Origin of the sequence: Chloracidobacterium sp., from assembly GCA_016711345.1 — a bacterium.
Taxonomy (GTDB): domain Bacteria; phylum Acidobacteriota; class Blastocatellia; order Pyrinomonadales; family Pyrinomonadaceae; genus OLB17.
Genome location: JADJTD010000001.1, coordinates 2388604 through 2402473, shown reverse-complemented (window position 1 = coordinate 2402473; position 13870 = coordinate 2388604). Strand labels below are relative to the sequence as shown.

General features: G+C 51.0%; 15 protein-coding genes. All 15 read right to left on the bottom strand.

Annotated features, from left to right (window positions below):
- Position 1 precedes the first annotated feature (1 nt).
- Complete coding sequence (locus IPL32_09895; GenBank protein MBK8466132.1) at positions 2–2266, bottom strand: S9 family peptidase; 2265 nt, start codon at positions 2264–2266, stop codon at positions 2–4.
- 63 nt (positions 2267–2329) lie between these two features.
- A complete protein-coding gene (locus IPL32_09890) occupies positions 2330–3241 on the bottom strand; it encodes a tyrosine recombinase XerC (protein ID MBK8466131.1) in 912 nt (303 codons plus the stop codon).
- Positions 3242–4306 (bottom strand): VWA domain-containing protein, encoded by a 1065-nt coding sequence (locus IPL32_09885; GenBank protein MBK8466130.1) that lies wholly within the window; start codon positions 4304–4306, stop codon positions 3242–3244.
- Entirely contained in the window at positions 4296–5009 is a 714-nt protein-coding gene (locus IPL32_09880) for a phytanoyl-CoA dioxygenase family protein (GenBank protein MBK8466129.1), read from the bottom strand. Before IPL32_09880 ends, IPL32_09885 begins: the two co-directional genes overlap by 11 nt.
- Positions 5010–5759, bottom strand: coding sequence for a sulfite exporter TauE/SafE family protein (locus tag IPL32_09875; GenBank protein MBK8466128.1), 750 nt, complete (start codon positions 5757–5759; stop codon positions 5010–5012). It abuts the gene before it with no gap.
- Entirely contained in the window at positions 5759–6331 is a 573-nt protein-coding gene (locus tag IPL32_09870; protein MBK8466127.1) for a hypothetical protein, read from the bottom strand. The genes IPL32_09875 and IPL32_09870 overlap by 1 nt, the downstream gene beginning before the upstream one ends.
- A complete protein-coding gene (trmFO, locus tag IPL32_09865; GenBank protein MBK8466126.1) occupies positions 6328–7680 on the bottom strand; it encodes a methylenetetrahydrofolate--tRNA-(uracil(54)-C(5))-methyltransferase (FADH(2)-oxidizing) TrmFO in 1353 nt (450 codons plus the stop codon). Before trmFO ends, IPL32_09870 begins: the two co-directional genes overlap by 4 nt.
- A gap of 120 nt (positions 7681–7800) precedes the next feature.
- Entirely contained in the window at positions 7801–8133 is a 333-nt protein-coding gene (locus tag IPL32_09860) for a hypothetical protein (GenBank protein MBK8466125.1), read from the bottom strand.
- Positions 8134–8233: 100 nt separating this feature from the next.
- The gene (locus IPL32_09855; protein MBK8466124.1) at positions 8234–9085 is read right to left on the bottom strand and encodes a P22 coat protein - protein 5 domain protein; all 852 of its coding nucleotides are present in this window, start codon (positions 9083–9085) and stop codon (positions 8234–8236) included.
- A 92-nt stretch (positions 9086–9177) separates the two neighbouring features.
- Positions 9178–9627, bottom strand: coding sequence for a hypothetical protein (locus tag IPL32_09850; protein MBK8466123.1), 450 nt, complete (start codon positions 9625–9627; stop codon positions 9178–9180).
- 402 nt (positions 9628–10029) lie between these two features.
- Positions 10030–11457 (bottom strand): phage portal protein, encoded by a 1428-nt coding sequence (locus IPL32_09845; protein MBK8466122.1) that lies wholly within the window; start codon positions 11455–11457, stop codon positions 10030–10032.
- A gap of 102 nt (positions 11458–11559) precedes the next feature.
- Positions 11560–12084 carry a hypothetical protein gene (locus tag IPL32_09840; protein MBK8466121.1) on the bottom strand — a complete coding sequence of 175 codons (525 nt, stop codon included), beginning with the start codon at positions 12082–12084 and terminating at the stop codon, positions 11560–11562.
- Positions 12002–12388: a hypothetical protein gene (locus tag IPL32_09835; GenBank protein MBK8466120.1), complete on the bottom strand. Its 387-nt coding sequence runs from the start codon at positions 12386–12388 to the stop codon at positions 12002–12004. Before IPL32_09835 ends, IPL32_09840 begins: the two co-directional genes overlap by 83 nt.
- Before the next feature lie 65 nt (positions 12389–12453).
- Positions 12454–12651 carry a hypothetical protein gene (locus IPL32_09830; GenBank protein MBK8466119.1) on the bottom strand — a complete coding sequence of 66 codons (198 nt, stop codon included), beginning with the start codon at positions 12649–12651 and terminating at the stop codon, positions 12454–12456.
- Positions 12652–12700: 49 nt separating this feature from the next.
- A complete protein-coding gene (locus IPL32_09825) occupies positions 12701–13777 on the bottom strand; it encodes a chitosanase (protein MBK8466118.1) in 1077 nt (358 codons plus the stop codon).
- Positions 13778–13870 lie beyond the last annotated feature (93 nt).

Below are 13870 nucleotides of genomic sequence, written 5' to 3'. Positions count from 1 at the left end.
TTTATAAATTCTTCAAAATAAACTCCGTCATCATTGTGTACCAGTGTTTGACCTGGGCTGGGTTTGTGATGCCGTGGCGGGCGGTTGGGTAGATCATCAGGTCAAATTGTTTGTCGGCTTTTTGTAGTTCATAGATGAACTGGGTCGTGTTTTGCATGTGGACGTTGTCGTCGATCTGGCCGTGGATGAGCAGCAGCTTGCCTGAGAGATTTTTTGCGGCTTTGACTATCGATGTTCGGTCGTAGCCTTCAGGATTGTTTTGCGGCGTCATCATGTAACGTTCGGTGTAGATCGAATCGTAAAGCCTCCAATCAGTTCCGGTGCCGCCGGCGATGCCGATTTTCCATGCTTTGCTGTGCGTCATAGCATACGACGTCATCGAACCGCCGTAGCTCCAACCGTGCAGGCCGATGCGCTCGCCGTCAATGTACGGCAAAGATTTAAGATAATTCACTCCGTCTTCGAGATCACGAAGTTCGAGTTCGTACATTCGCTTGTAGATCGGCCAGACGGATTCTTCGCCTTTACCGCTCGCACTACGGTTATCACAAACCCAGACGATGTAGCCTTTCTGCGCTAGCATTTGAAACCACATCATCCTGCTGCCCTGCCAGCGGTTTGCAACCGACGGAGCGTGTGGCCCTGAATAAGTGTATTGAAACACTGGGTATTTTTTTGACGGATCAAAATCGGACGGCTTGATCATCATCGCTTCCATTTCAAAACCGTCGCGCGTTTTTACGTTGAGAAATTCAGGCTTGCTCAATTTGTATTGTGACAACACATCGACCTTGTTCTCGTTGATAACGCGTGTCAGTGTTCCGTTTGATTTAATGAGCCTCGCTTGCGAAGGTGTGCTTGCGTCGCTCGAAAAGCCGACGAATTGTGAAAAGTCCCTATTAAAAGATGCCGAGTGCCAGCCGTTGCCGTCCGAGAGCCGCTGAACTTCGTTTTCACTAAGGCTGACGCGATAGACATTCTCAGCGATATGGCTGTTCTTTGTCCCAGAAAAATATATCCAGCCTGTCTTTTCATCCATGCCATGCAGCGAACGCACCTCCCAATTGCCTAACGTAAGTTGGTTCATTAGCTGTCCTGCTGCATTGTAACGATAAAGGTGCCGCCATCCGGTTCGCGCCGACTGCCACACAAAGCTGCCATCGGCGAAAAACTCAGGATTGTCATAGACCTCGACCCAGGCGGGCGACTCTTCGGTCAAGAGCTTCCTGACCTTGCCGTCCAGTGCTGCAGCATTCAGGTCGAGATATGTCTGTTCGCGATTGAGCGCCTGGAAAGTAACGGTTTGACTGTTTGGTGCCCAAGCAACACGAGCGATCAGCAGATCGTCCGGCTTGTATTGCGAAGTGTCAACAAACTTCACAGCGTCACCAACACGAAGAAGTGACGGAGGCAATTTGTCACCGACCTTGGGAATTTTTCCGGCATTTGGCACGAACGAAGTCTTACCAACATTGGCAATGCCCAGCTTAACTATCGGGTTTGGATCGCCTGCTTTTGGATAGGATGTCGTCTCGACTTCCTGAGGCTGCGGAACGTCGTTCGTCAACGTGAACTTCGGCACCGGTGATTCGTCGAGCCGGAGAAATGCGATAAATTTTGAATCCGGCGACCACCAGTAACCGCGTTTCTGTCCGCGTCCGTAAAGCTCTTCTTCGTAAACCCAATCAAGGTAGCCGTTGTAGATCGCCTTGTCGCCCTCGCGTCCGTCACGCGTGAGCTGCTTTTCGCCGCCCTTTGCAACATCGATGGCAAAAAGATTATTGCCGCGAACGAAGCTCACCAATTTGCCGTCAGGGCTGAAGTCTTCTTCTTTTTCCTCGGCGGTGTTGTTCGTAAGACGCTTTAACGTGCGGCTGGAAATATCGTAAAACCAAAGGTCCTTCGCATTGTTGATCAGTATAGAAGTTTCATCAGCATTGAAATGCAGTCCCGCAGAGTTTGCCAATCCATTTGCTTCGTCCGCCTTCAGGCCGACACGCATCAAGGCATTCGCCAACGAACCGCTGTCATAATACGGCACCGCCTGACCCGTCGCCGCATCGACGCGCATCAATCTTCCATTGACAGTCTGTTTAAACGACTTCCCATCTGGCGACCACTGCACAAAAACCTGCGTCCCGCCAAACCGCACCCGTTTCGCGGCATCTGGATTGAAAATATCGTCGAGCGTAAGCAGCTTGTCCTGAGCAAATGCGACAGCCGAAAACGTAATTACGGCAACAACTAACCATTGGATTTTTTTCATATTCTTAAAACAAAAAACTGCGAAGATCTTAGGCAAAGTATAAACGAAAATGGTGGAGTTTTGCTATGCCTTAGGATGAGATCTGTCATAAACCTCGATCATTTTTTCCATCGAAACCTGCGTGTAGATCTGCGTTGTTGAAAGTCTCGCGTGGCCGAGGAGTTCCTGGATGTCTCGGAGGTCGGCGCCTTGATCTAGTAAGTGCGTCGCAAATGTATGCCGCAAACTGTGCGGCGAAATGTCGTGAATATCTGCACACAGTTTTATGTATTTATCGATCATCCGTCCGACCGAACGCGTTGTGATCCGCGTGCCTTGATAGTTTAGAAATAATGCACTAGCATCGCGCTGCGTGATAGGACAATTTTCTAAAAACGTGCCGCGCGTCTCTTCCAGATAGAGCAGTAATGCTTGAGCTGCCGGATCACCAAAGGGAACGATGCGCTGCTTTTTACGTTTGCCGGTAACACGGACCATACGTTCGCGAAAATCTACATCGGCAATGTTTATACCGACGAGTTCACCGACGCGAATTCCAGTCGCATATAGAAACTCTAATATCGCGCGATCACGTCTGCCAAGATCGGTGTTGACATCCGGCGTTTCGATAAACCGCACGGCGTCCTCGATAGAAAGATGATTCGGGAGTTTTCGTTCGATCTTTGGCGTGGCAACTAGCTTTGCAGGATTTGATTCGAGCTTGCCTTCGCGAACCAGAAACTGAAAAAAAGTGCGCAGGCTCGCCAGCTTTCTTGCCACCGAAGTTTTCTTATGGTCACCATGCAGCGACGCCATCCATTCGCGAATCGTCAACCGGTCGATCTGCTCAACAGGAAAATCCTCACGCTTTTCAACCCCAAATAAATGCTGGCGAAATTGCTCAAGGTCGCTCGCATAATTACGCAGCGTATGCGGACTCAAATTACGCTCGTATTTGAGGTGTTGCAGGAATTGAGCTAAGTGTTCGGAAAACATCTACTTCTTCGGAACATAATAACCTTTTCTCGTGCGAACGCTTAAATTCTTTCCCTTGACCGACAACGATATCTCACGAAACTCACCGCCTTTATCTGCCGACTCGTCAGGGTAGTAGCTGAGAAAATACTGCTGCGCTAACTCGGCCGAGATGCGGTCAAATGCGGCGTTCATTTCCTTTTCGTCGATAGGAGAATAGACTGCTCCGCCAGTTTGCTGTGTGATCTCGATCATCCGTCGTTCGGCCGTAAGAGCTCGCGTATTGGCATTACCGCTCCGCTCACCGGTTCGTTTGTAATTCTCAAAATCCTTTGTTTTCACGACATAGACCTGACAGCTATTTATCTGCAATGCTTTGACCACGTCTTCGAGCGTGGTTTTCAGGTCGCTGTAAGTATCTTCACCGTCCGAGACGATCACAACGACGCGGCGGCCATTCGTCGATTTGAGATAGTCGGCGACCTCAACAATGCCGTCGAGCAAAGCAGTTGCTCCTTTAGGTTCGGGAAAAAGATCTATTGCTTGCGTAAGCAAGCCTACGTTTGATGTGATCGGCTGTTCCAGCCGTGTGCTGTCCGCTACGGAAAACAAAGCGGCTTTATCTTTGTCGGGTCTGATGATTCGGCGAAAAAATCTCACAGCGGCTTCCTTTTCAAAATCGCGGGCGATCAGAACGCTAGACGAATTATCAAACAGCATCGCCAGACGTATCGGCGTCTCGCTTCGCGCAAGGTCATCAATCTCGACGACCTTGCCGTCGATCTTCAACTCAAAATCAGTGAGCTTAAGATTCGTGACCGCTTTGCCCGCTGCGTCCAAAACCGAAACAGGTATCGGCACAAGTACGGAGTTAACTTTGATGATCTCGTCCGATTCTTGTGAGCCAACCTTAGGCGTCGATGCTGGAGCAGGTGTAGCCGTTTGCGCCGGAAGATTTTTAACCGACGGCCCGCTGATATTAATGTTCGGCGTGGGCGTCGGGCTCGGTTTTCTGCGGCCCGACTGCGCAGAAGCAGAAAGCACCCCGAGTACAGAAATTAATATTAGTAATGAGTTAAATCTCATACCATTCCAACCCATCTGGCAATTTAGCCGACGAAAACTCAAGATGAATGATCCGTCTGTGCCGCGGCTGCAAGCTAACTGTTGACGAATGCAGCAGCAAAGGATGCATCGCAAGACAATCGCCTGATTTGACGCTGCAAATGACAAATTCGTTTCCTTTTCGAATTGCTTGAATTTCTTTAGCAGACAACCGCCCTTTAGTTTGCGAGCCCGGAATGACCTTGAGGGCACCGTTAGTTTCGTCAGTGTCATCCAGATGAAATCGAAGCGTCACCATCGGATGTAAGAAATCGATCGACGGCTGAACATGCCAGACATTGGCTTTTTTGGTCCACGGGCCAAAACCCGGAACCTCACGTTTGTCTTTGACGGCGATAGTCAGATCCTGATGCCAAGGAACCTTCCAATTTGCATTCGCGGTTTTATCAAAGTATATCGAACGTGCAATTTTGGGTTCGTCCCCCAAAAGCGTAGTCGCAAGATTTTGGATAATTTCTCCCTTTACAAATTTCGCAAGCTCTGGAACTAAACCCAACAAATTGCGAACACCAAAAACAGAACCTTTACGATGTTTCACTGACGCGTTTAACGACACTCTTGACAGAGTTTCTTTTAACTCGGCAACGGTTTCATGGTCTAATACGTCCGGAATTACTAAAAATCCTTTCGTATCGAATTGTTCTTTTAGATCGTTGGCTTGCATCTACACAAAAAAGACAAGTTTGACGCCGGCGAACAAAAGCACTGCGGCCAGCACTCTTCGCATCGTTAATGAATCAAACTTTTTCGAGCCTAATGTTGAGCCAAGCAATCCGCCGATCACCGCCGCGCCGATCCAGAACCATACGTTGGTTGGCAATGACGAAAGCGGCGCTCCTTTGCCTAGAAGCGCATTACCTAAAAGCCCCGAAGCGGAATTCACAAGTATGAAAGCCGCCGAAACGCCTGACGCGGTCTTTGTCTCGGACCAGTTCGCCAATAACAGCACCGGTGTTAAAAAAATGCCTCCGCCAACCCCCACAAGCCCTGACAAAAGACCGATCACCGCTCCGATAGCGAGGGCGATCAGGATGTTCGGCTGTTTTGCTTCTACGCCTGCCTTAAGCTTCCACGCGAGCCTCAGTGCCGCTAGCATCAGCACCACGCCGAGCATGATCTTGTAAACGTTGGTCGGCAAGCTTATCATCCCACCGATAAACGCAGCCGGTATCGAAGCCGCCGCAAACGGCCAGAATATTCTCCACGAAAAATATCCGGCTCGCCAAAATTGATAAGTCGCGATCGACGCCACAAAAAGATTCAGCACAAGCGCCGTCGGCCTCGTAACCTCCGGCAGCACGCCAAGAAGAGCCATCACCGCCAAATACCCCGAAGCCCCGCCATGCCCCACCGACGAATACATCGCGGCGACGATGAGGATTGCGGCAACTATGAGGATAGGCGAAAATTCCATTACTTCAATTTGACCGTACAGCAGTTCAGTGGAAGGCCTGTTCCGTCATCAAATTCCGCCGCAATCTCGATCGCTCTCTTTGCGATCGATTCGGCGCTTGCAGTTTCGTTATCATACAGTGCCCTCATAGCCCCAAGTGAAATGTCAAAGCCACTCCCAAATGCAGTAAAGGTGTTGTATTCAATAACCGTTCGCAAAGCACCGACAGCAAATATGCCGTAAGGGTTCGCTATCAGAAGATTCACTCTCGAAGATTCAAACGGATCTTTTTCATCTTCATATTCTCTAACGAAATATTCGCTCTTTAATAGCTCATGGAACGCCAACCATGAGCTGAATATGTTCTGAACACTATCGAAATTCGGCTTGTTTGTTGTGTTAGAAAGCCAATGTTCAAATATAACTTTGAGCGCCGACGAACCGGTGATGCCAAAATAATTACTTTCATAGGCAACAATCTTCTGGTGGTTGGTAACGTGAACTGCGGATTCTGTAACATTTCCCCAAGATGTAAGCGTGTCTGCCGCGATCGCTGCGAAACCATTCTTTTTTACTGCTACTATTGTTGTCATCCAATTGCCTCCAAAGTTTCAATATTCATATTTGCAATCCATTCATCCCAATCCTTCAAAGCTCGCTCGACCTGCACCATATGCCGTTCGCGTTTGTTGCGATATTTTTTACGCAGTTCGACGGACAGCGGTTCGAGGAGGCCGAATGTGATGTTTACCGGCTGAAAATTCTTTGTCTCCACGTTTGAAACGTAGCGGCAAAGCGCTCCGATGGCCGAGGTTGTCGGAGCGGTCAACATAGGCTCACCACGAAGCACTCGCACGGCGTTCAGCCCGGCGAGCCAGCCGGTCGCGACGGACTCGACGTAGCCTTCAACACCGGTGATCTGGCCGGCGAAGAAGAGATGCGGGTTGGCGCGTGTCGCAAGCGTTTCGTTCAGTATTTTCGGGCTGTTGATGAACGTATTACGGTGTATCTGACCGAACTGTAGAAACTCTGCGTTATGCAAACCAGGGATCAGCTTTAACACGCGTTCCTGTTCGCCGTAACGCAGGTGATTTTGAAAGCCGACAAATCCATAAGCGTCGGCCATCAGGTTTTCCTGTCGGAGTTGCACACAGGCGTACGGCTCAGCATTAGTTCGAGGATCGTATAACCCTTTTGGCTTCATCGGGCCAAAACGCAAAGTATCAACGCCGCGCCGGGCGATCTCTTCGATAGGAAGACAGCTTTCAAACCAGTGCGTTTCTTCAAAACGTTTTAGCGGAACAGATTTCGCTTCAACCAACGCGTCAAAAAATACCTGATACTCCTCACGCGACATCGGGCAGTTGATGTAATCGTCGCCGCCCTTGCCGTAGCGAGCCGCCTTGAACGCAATCGACATATCTATCGAGTCCGCCGCGACGATAGGTGCGATGGCATCATAAAAATAAAGCTGATCGTCGCCCGTAAAGCGCATGATCTCTTTCGTAAAAGCCTCCGAAGTCAACGGCCCGGTCGCGATGATCGTTATCCCATCATCAGGGATCGTTGTAACTTCCTCGCGAACTAGCTCGATGTTCGGATGTGCTTCGATGCGCTCTGTTATCATCTCCGCAAACTTTATCCGATCAACCGACAAAGCATTGCCCGCAGGAACACGCGTTGCCGCCGCAACTTCCAAAACCAACGAACCGCCGCGTCGCAGTTCTTCTTTTAATAGATATGGCGCCGATCCAGGCTCATCCGTCTTGAGCGAATTTGAGCAGACGATCTCGGCAAGCTGATCTGTCCGATGCGCGGGCGTCTGCAAAACGGGCCGCATTTCATAAAGCCGCACCTTAACGCCGCATTCCGCCGCCTGCCAAGCCGCTTCGACGCCCGCAAGCCCGCCGCCGATCACATACATTTGTTCAGAGTTACGCATTTATGCGTGATTTTAACACGGCGGGCCTGAAATAGAACGCTGATCGAGCCGATTCGCCTGGTCCGCTCGATCAGCGTTCAAATCTCAAATAATACATATGCTTAGACATATATATAAAGTTTAGCCAGTATTTAGTGACATTGACGCATTCCTTTTCGCGGCGTAGATCCTGGCCATTGCTCGGCAGTTGTCGAAGACCTTTGACGTGAAGATGCCCGATTCCGGCGGATCGACCTCGGTTAGAGTACTTGCTCGTGCGGCCTTGACCAGCCACGCGGAGGCAGCAGCGGCGTTTAGGTCGTAGGTTGGTTTCCATTCCTCGTCAGAAGGAACCAAGCCGTCGATATCCACCAAAGCTGCTACCGCCAAAATAGCGTCGAGATCATCCTCGGAAAGTGTCGGCTCTGCGTCCCAGGCCGTTATTCGTTTTAGTTTGTCTAATGCTGTTTCCATAATAGTGAGTTTTGAGTCATAAGTCTGGAATCTGGAGTCTGGAGCGGAGAGAGCGGAAAGCTTCCGACTCAAGACCCTCCACTCCAGACTCTTGACTGAACTACGCTTTACTCGCGATCAACTGAGCAAGATTATTGGGACGCACGACCTTTGCGCCGTAAACATGCAGGCCCTTGACGGCGTCGCCGAAACGCTTTTCGGGCTTGTATGTCTGCACATCCAAGATCTGCTCGACGTAAGCGGTTGCTATGGAATGACCGGCGATGATCTTGTATTTCGTGCCTGTGGTGTTTGGGACGTTGTTCGATTTTAGGATGGTAAAGCCCGCGGCCTCGCCAACCAAACCGTTTGCCAGACGGCGCTCCGCAGGCATCGTTCCGGAACGTATAAATCGGTCGTCCTTTAGCAAAAGCCCGTGAAACCACGCCGGCACGACCACAAATCTGCCGTCGATCGGCGTGTTCGATTCGTCGAGCAGCACGCCGAGATCAACAAGATACTCGTACGCGTCGGCCTTGGTCGGGATCTTCGGCGTGCCGGTCGTACCGATCGTGTTGCCCACAGGCACGACCGATTCCATTGCCTCAGCGATAAAAATGTCTGCGTAATCCCGCAGCCTCCATGACGCACGCCGCATCGCCTCGTCGAGCACATTGACGTTCTGCTGCGCGCGGTCAACGCTGTCAACGTAAAAATTAAAGTACTTCGCCTGGTTAATAAGCAGCGTCTGCTCGGTGTCGGTCAACGATGCCGGATCGCCAATATCGGCGTCCTTGACGTAATCGTCCACCGCAACGTCGCCTACCGAAGCGATCTTGACCGTATTTCCGGCCTTTCGTATCTCGCCCTCATAATCGCGATTGGACACATTCGTCTGTCCATATATGAGAGCCTTTTCCAATGCGACAAGCAATCTCGCCGCCCAAACTGTCGGTATAAAATCTAAAGCCATGTTTTTCTCCTTCTTTGTTAAGAGTTACGCCTTTAGGCGTGAACTGTGTTGAATAGAAATAACGCAAGAATCACGCGTAAACGCGTCACTCTTTACGCTGCCAAAACTCTCTTGACATCGTTCCAATCTAGCTCGGCGATCTCGGCGGCGTTCATCTTGCGAAGAGCGTCCTTGGTCAATTGCGGAGCGGCTGCTATCCCTGCACCGGCGTCGATCGACGGAACGTTTCCGTGCGGGTTCCCAAATTGTTCGGGATGATCGCTCTTTAATTTCCCAACCAGCGCCGCCGAGTTCATCAGCGTGCCGTCGTCGGCAAACTGCAGCGCGTCCCTGACCGAATTGAACAGCAATTCCGGCGACCTCGCTCCGGCTCGTCCCAGCTCGGCCGTTATCTGCCGGTGAGCCTCGCCAAACCGTATCGTCGCCTTCAACTGTTCGTTCTCTGCCTGAAGCTCGTTTAGAGTTACGCCTTCAGGCGTGATTTTTCCATCACCATCCGTTGACGGTGTATTTTGTGTTGTGTTTTCTGTTTGTTTTTTCATAGTGATTGTAGCTAGAAATTTCGTAATCAGTTTTGGTATCGTAAAGCGATGAAACGATTTCTGAAATCGCTTGCATTAGGAGTTCCGCTCTTACTCATCTACGTGTTTATATGTGGCGCGTTGGTTATGTTTTACGCTGAGGGAGACATTAATCGGTTCGGCAGCGCTCCCCCATTCGATATTGCGACTCGTCTCCCGACAGTTATATTTCGCTATCTCTTCCCTGAGAAGGTGTCAAACTTCTACAGACCCGGGTTCACTTTTGAAAAGGTCTTGTTGGCCACTGGCTCATTTATTATGAACGCGCTTATTTTCTCCATTCCGCCATACATATTCTTTTGGCGTCGCGATAAGGCAAGGAAACCTAATTCCGAACAAATCGAGACTCCGCCACCACCTCCTTTATTCGACACCTGATCCTTTTACCATCGCCTTCACATCCGCCGCGCCGTAACCTGCTTCTAATAAAGCCTGCTCGACGGGCAGGCCAATCTGCTTCTTTAATAAAATATTTTCGAGGAACTCGCGTTCGGCCATTGGGGCGGGGTCTTCCCATTCGGTGATGAGGCGGGTGTCGCTTCCCTTGCCTTCGATCATCAGTGCGAACGACATCGCGTCCGCCCACACTTGTCCGAAAGACTCGTGCCTGTCGCGGACCTTTGCGAGGAAACGCGTCTCGGCCTTTTTCAAACTCGCACCGCTCGGAAAATCGCCTGAGTGCTGCAGGAAATAATGCAGCGGCGTCCCTGTGACCGAAGCCATATCGACTCGAAAGCTGTCCTTGACCTTCAAAAACTGCTCAAGCTCCGTCGCCTCAAAATCGCCAAACCGAGCGCCCGGATTTTCGCTGATCCAGATATGGTCGATGCCCGCCTTGAACGGAGCGATCGCCTTGCCGTTCTCATCGATCTTGATCTCAATGCCCGCCGCCCAACGCTGCCGATACGCCGCAAACTCCATCGCCACGAGCATGTCCAGCACCGACTTGTTCAACCCATCCTGAACCGGCATCGCCGATTCAAGTTCGCTGCGTCCCAAAGCGCCAAGATCCGCATTATTAGCAAAATGAAACACCGGAACGATGCCGTAAGGGTTGGGAACCGTCCACGGTTCCCTGTTCAATGTTCCAAGTTCAAGGTTCCAAGTTTCGATTGAGGACTTTGAACCTTGAACTTTTAAGTTTGAACTTGCGGTAAGCGGAGCGAAGCCGTCCGCATCCGGCAACCCGCCTTCCACTTCTTTTCGCGAAATGAATTTCTCAATACGGTCCGGGTAAAAAAGATTGAGCCTGACATGCTTGTCCGCTGTCCGCCAGACCTTCGCGGCCCATGCGACGGAGCCCGGCGAAGCCTCATCCATCGCGACCGTTATATTCGCCGCCTTATTCGGATAAAACGTCGCCGCCCCGTATTCATCGGGCCAAACTATCATATATGCATCACCATATATGAGTGCTTCCTTATGTATCTCACCAACCCGCGTTCCCATCCGGTTCTGCTGCCAAATGCGGCGAGCGTGGCTCGCTACCAGGGCGGAAACGCGAGTGTGAACGAGCGTGCCTTCCCCTTCACGTGCACGCTTCCTAACGGTCGCGTTTCCGCCCGTATCCTCCACACTAAACCCCGTCACACGCAGCTTGTCCCGCACCGCATCGCAGATCACCGGGCACAGATTCAATGCGAACTCCCGAAACAGGCTTCCAAAAGTGTTCTGAAACTTCTCAGAGGCAAACGACAGGTCATGCTGGCCGTTGTAATACCGCCCGGCTTTTGCGTAGCGCTCGGCGTTGAGGCGAATGTTTGTTATTGCTTTGTCGATTATCTTGTTCATAGTTGTTCCTCTAGACTCTGCTCGTGTCAGTAGCCCGCGTGTAAACAAGGGCTCCTTGCCACACAGTAGAGCCCTTACTCACGTGCGGGCTACGGACACCTGTTATTTCAATACCGCAAAGATCGCCGCGCCGATCAGGATGTCGCCGATGCGTCCCAGTGGCGAGCGTTTTTTGCCTTTTAATGCCGTGACCAGCTTGTCCTGCGAGTCGATGACCTTGTCCTTTGCGGCGATCGTTTCGTTTTTGGCAGCAACCGTCGCCCTTAAAGCCTCACTCTCGCTTCGCCGCGTCTCGTTTAACTCTTTCAAAATAGCGATCGCCTGTTTTTCCGTCTCCAAACGCTCGTCGAGCGCACGATTCTCACCCTCAAGCGCATCGATCAACACACGGCTCGCCTTCAATTCGTCCACCGCCGCTATACAAGCGTTCAGAGTTACGCCTTTAGGCGTGGTTTCCTGCGGCTTCGCCGCTCGATGAGCGGAAAGGCTCTGCCTTTCCGTCGCTCGCCCCAAAACCACAGGAGGCTCCGCCTCCGGTGTTATTTCATTCGCACGAATGCCCAATTTCGGCGAGCTTTGCGCAGAGTTCGGCTGTGTTGGCTTGACCTGCGCGTGTGCGTTTTGCACGCTCAACACCGCCGCGAGCATTGCGGCTGCTATTAGTAGCTTTTTCCAATTTTTCATCTTGTTTCCTCGTATTTGTTTGAATATCGGCGAGCTGCTGCTCGAGAAATTCGATCTTCTGTTTATACTCAGCGGCCTCAATTTCCTTTGCCGCCGCCTGGTCCTGTTTTTCGCTTGCAGTTTGTTTTGCGTCGCTGACGACGCGTTCGAGTCTAGTTATCTTGTGTGGCTGCCAGATTGCTCCAGCAAAGATCGCAATGATCGCAACCAGAGCGATGCCGATGTAGATTTTTGTTTTCGTATTCATAATTTTCTGAATGCGTAAGCCCGCACGTTACTAAGGGCGGAACACGCAAGTTGAATGTATCGCCCTTACTTACGTGCGGGCTTTCGCAGCTTTTTCCTAAAGTAAATTTGCAGCGCAACGTCCACTGCCTTTCCGACAGTAAAAAATAAGATCGGCAGAACGATCGCCGAAATGATCGTTATCCAGGTTCTCGCCTCGATCGCCGTCCACACCGACGAAACCGAGCTTATCCACGCTAGTAAAATGTTTTTTGTGTCATTCATAATTTTCTTCTGCTCAGAGTTACGCGTTTACGCGTGATCTTTCTCGCGGCTAAAGCCGCAACTCTGAACGCTCCCTTATTCGTCCAAGCTCGATCTGTCTGTATAGATAAAGCACCATTAGGACCGCCGCGATTACGGCGACGACGATCCACACTTCTTGCGGCAAGCCGGCGAGAAAGCTAAATATTGCCCACATCGCCTGCCAGATCGTGCCGATAACGGTCGTCCACAGAGACTTTGCGGCATCGGTGCGAGTCGTGATGGTTGTTACGGCGTTCGAAACGCGGTCAAATTTGTCGGCTGCAGAAGAAATTGCTTTGCCGGCCTTGTTTAGGATCGACCCAGTCGCTAGCGCTCCCGGTTCTGACACTGCGTCACTGCGTTCCACCGTCACAGCGTCCTCTTTTTTGACGTCAGCCGACGCCAAAACTTCTTTCGTCAACCGAAAACCATGCACCGTCATCGGCAGTTTTAGATCCCAATTGCCGATCGCGATCTGATCGAGAAAGAATTTCGTTCGGTAACGTGTCACCCGGAGCCGCTTGATCGCAGAAAGCCATCGGTCACGTTCGCGAACGTATTCGGTGATCCATTTTTTCTCGGCGGCAACCGCATCTTTCATCGCGGTCCTTACAGCTCCGATAGGCGTCACTCTCGCCGAGATGTATTCGAACGAACCGTGATTGAGCGAGTCGTAAACGACCGCCAGCGACAGCGGCAAAACGAATCCTTTTGCCTCGCATATCTGTATAGCGGGCAAGAGATATTTTTCAAACGCGACCGTCTGCTGCGCCGCTTTCATCTCGCTCGTGACGGCAGCGGCTCGCAATGCCTGTTTAAATCGCGTGTCCCGGCTCAGCTTATTGATCGCGGCGGTCGAAGTTCTATTTAGTGTCGACAGAGCAGCGGCAAGGATCTCTCTTCCAAGCTGTCCGCCGCTGCTCAAATAAGCCTCGACAACCGCCGCCAGCGAGCCCGAGCGATGCGTGAATTGATTGACGCCATATGAAACGCCCGCTCCGTCATCCAGCACGACGCAAGCCGCGTACTCGCCAAACGGCCGCGAGGTCTCAAAGACGTTTACTATGCCCAAAGCCTTTAATTTATCGTTTTCAGAGAATGTCATTGTTAGTTTGTAATTGCATACTTGCAACATCTAAGATAGTCTGCTATTTTCTAAAGATCGAACGATAACGGGTGCAATTTGTTTGTTTCTTAG

Coding starts and splice junctions, on each gene's coding strand:
- IPL32_09895 (MBK8466132.1), bottom strand. CDS start 2,266: ATGAAAAAAATCCAATGGTTAGTTGTTGCCGTAATTACGTTTTCGGCT.
- IPL32_09890 (MBK8466131.1), bottom strand. CDS start 3,241: ATGTTTTCCGAACACTTAGCTCAATTCCTGCAACACCTCAAATACGAG.
- IPL32_09885 (MBK8466130.1), bottom strand. CDS start 4,306: ATGAGATTTAACTCATTACTAATATTAATTTCTGTACTCGGGGTGCTT.
- IPL32_09880 (MBK8466129.1), bottom strand. CDS start 5,009: ATGCAAGCCAACGATCTAAAAGAACAATTCGATACGAAAGGATTTTTA.
- IPL32_09875 (MBK8466128.1), bottom strand. CDS start 5,759: ATGGAATTTTCGCCTATCCTCATAGTTGCCGCAATCCTCATCGTCGCC.
- IPL32_09870 (MBK8466127.1), bottom strand. CDS start 6,331: ATGACAACAATAGTAGCAGTAAAAAAGAATGGTTTCGCAGCGATCGCG.
- trmFO (MBK8466126.1), bottom strand. CDS start 7,680: ATGCGTAACTCTGAACAAATGTATGTGATCGGCGGCGGGCTTGCGGGC.
- IPL32_09860 (MBK8466125.1), bottom strand. CDS start 8,133: ATGGAAACAGCATTAGACAAACTAAAACGAATAACGGCCTGGGACGCA.
- IPL32_09855 (MBK8466124.1), bottom strand. CDS start 9,085: ATGGCTTTAGATTTTATACCGACAGTTTGGGCGGCGAGATTGCTTGTC.
- IPL32_09850 (MBK8466123.1), bottom strand. CDS start 9,627: ATGAAAAAACAAACAGAAAACACAACACAAAATACACCGTCAACGGAT.
- IPL32_09845 (MBK8466122.1), bottom strand. CDS start 11,457: ATGAACAAGATAATCGACAAAGCAATAACAAACATTCGCCTCAACGCC.
- IPL32_09835 (MBK8466120.1), bottom strand. CDS start 12,388: ATGAATACGAAAACAAAAATCTACATCGGCATCGCTCTGGTTGCGATC.
- IPL32_09830 (MBK8466119.1), bottom strand. CDS start 12,651: ATGAATGACACAAAAAACATTTTACTAGCGTGGATAAGCTCGGTTTCG.
- IPL32_09825 (MBK8466118.1), bottom strand. CDS start 13,777: ATGACATTCTCTGAAAACGATAAATTAAAGGCTTTGGGCATAGTAAAC.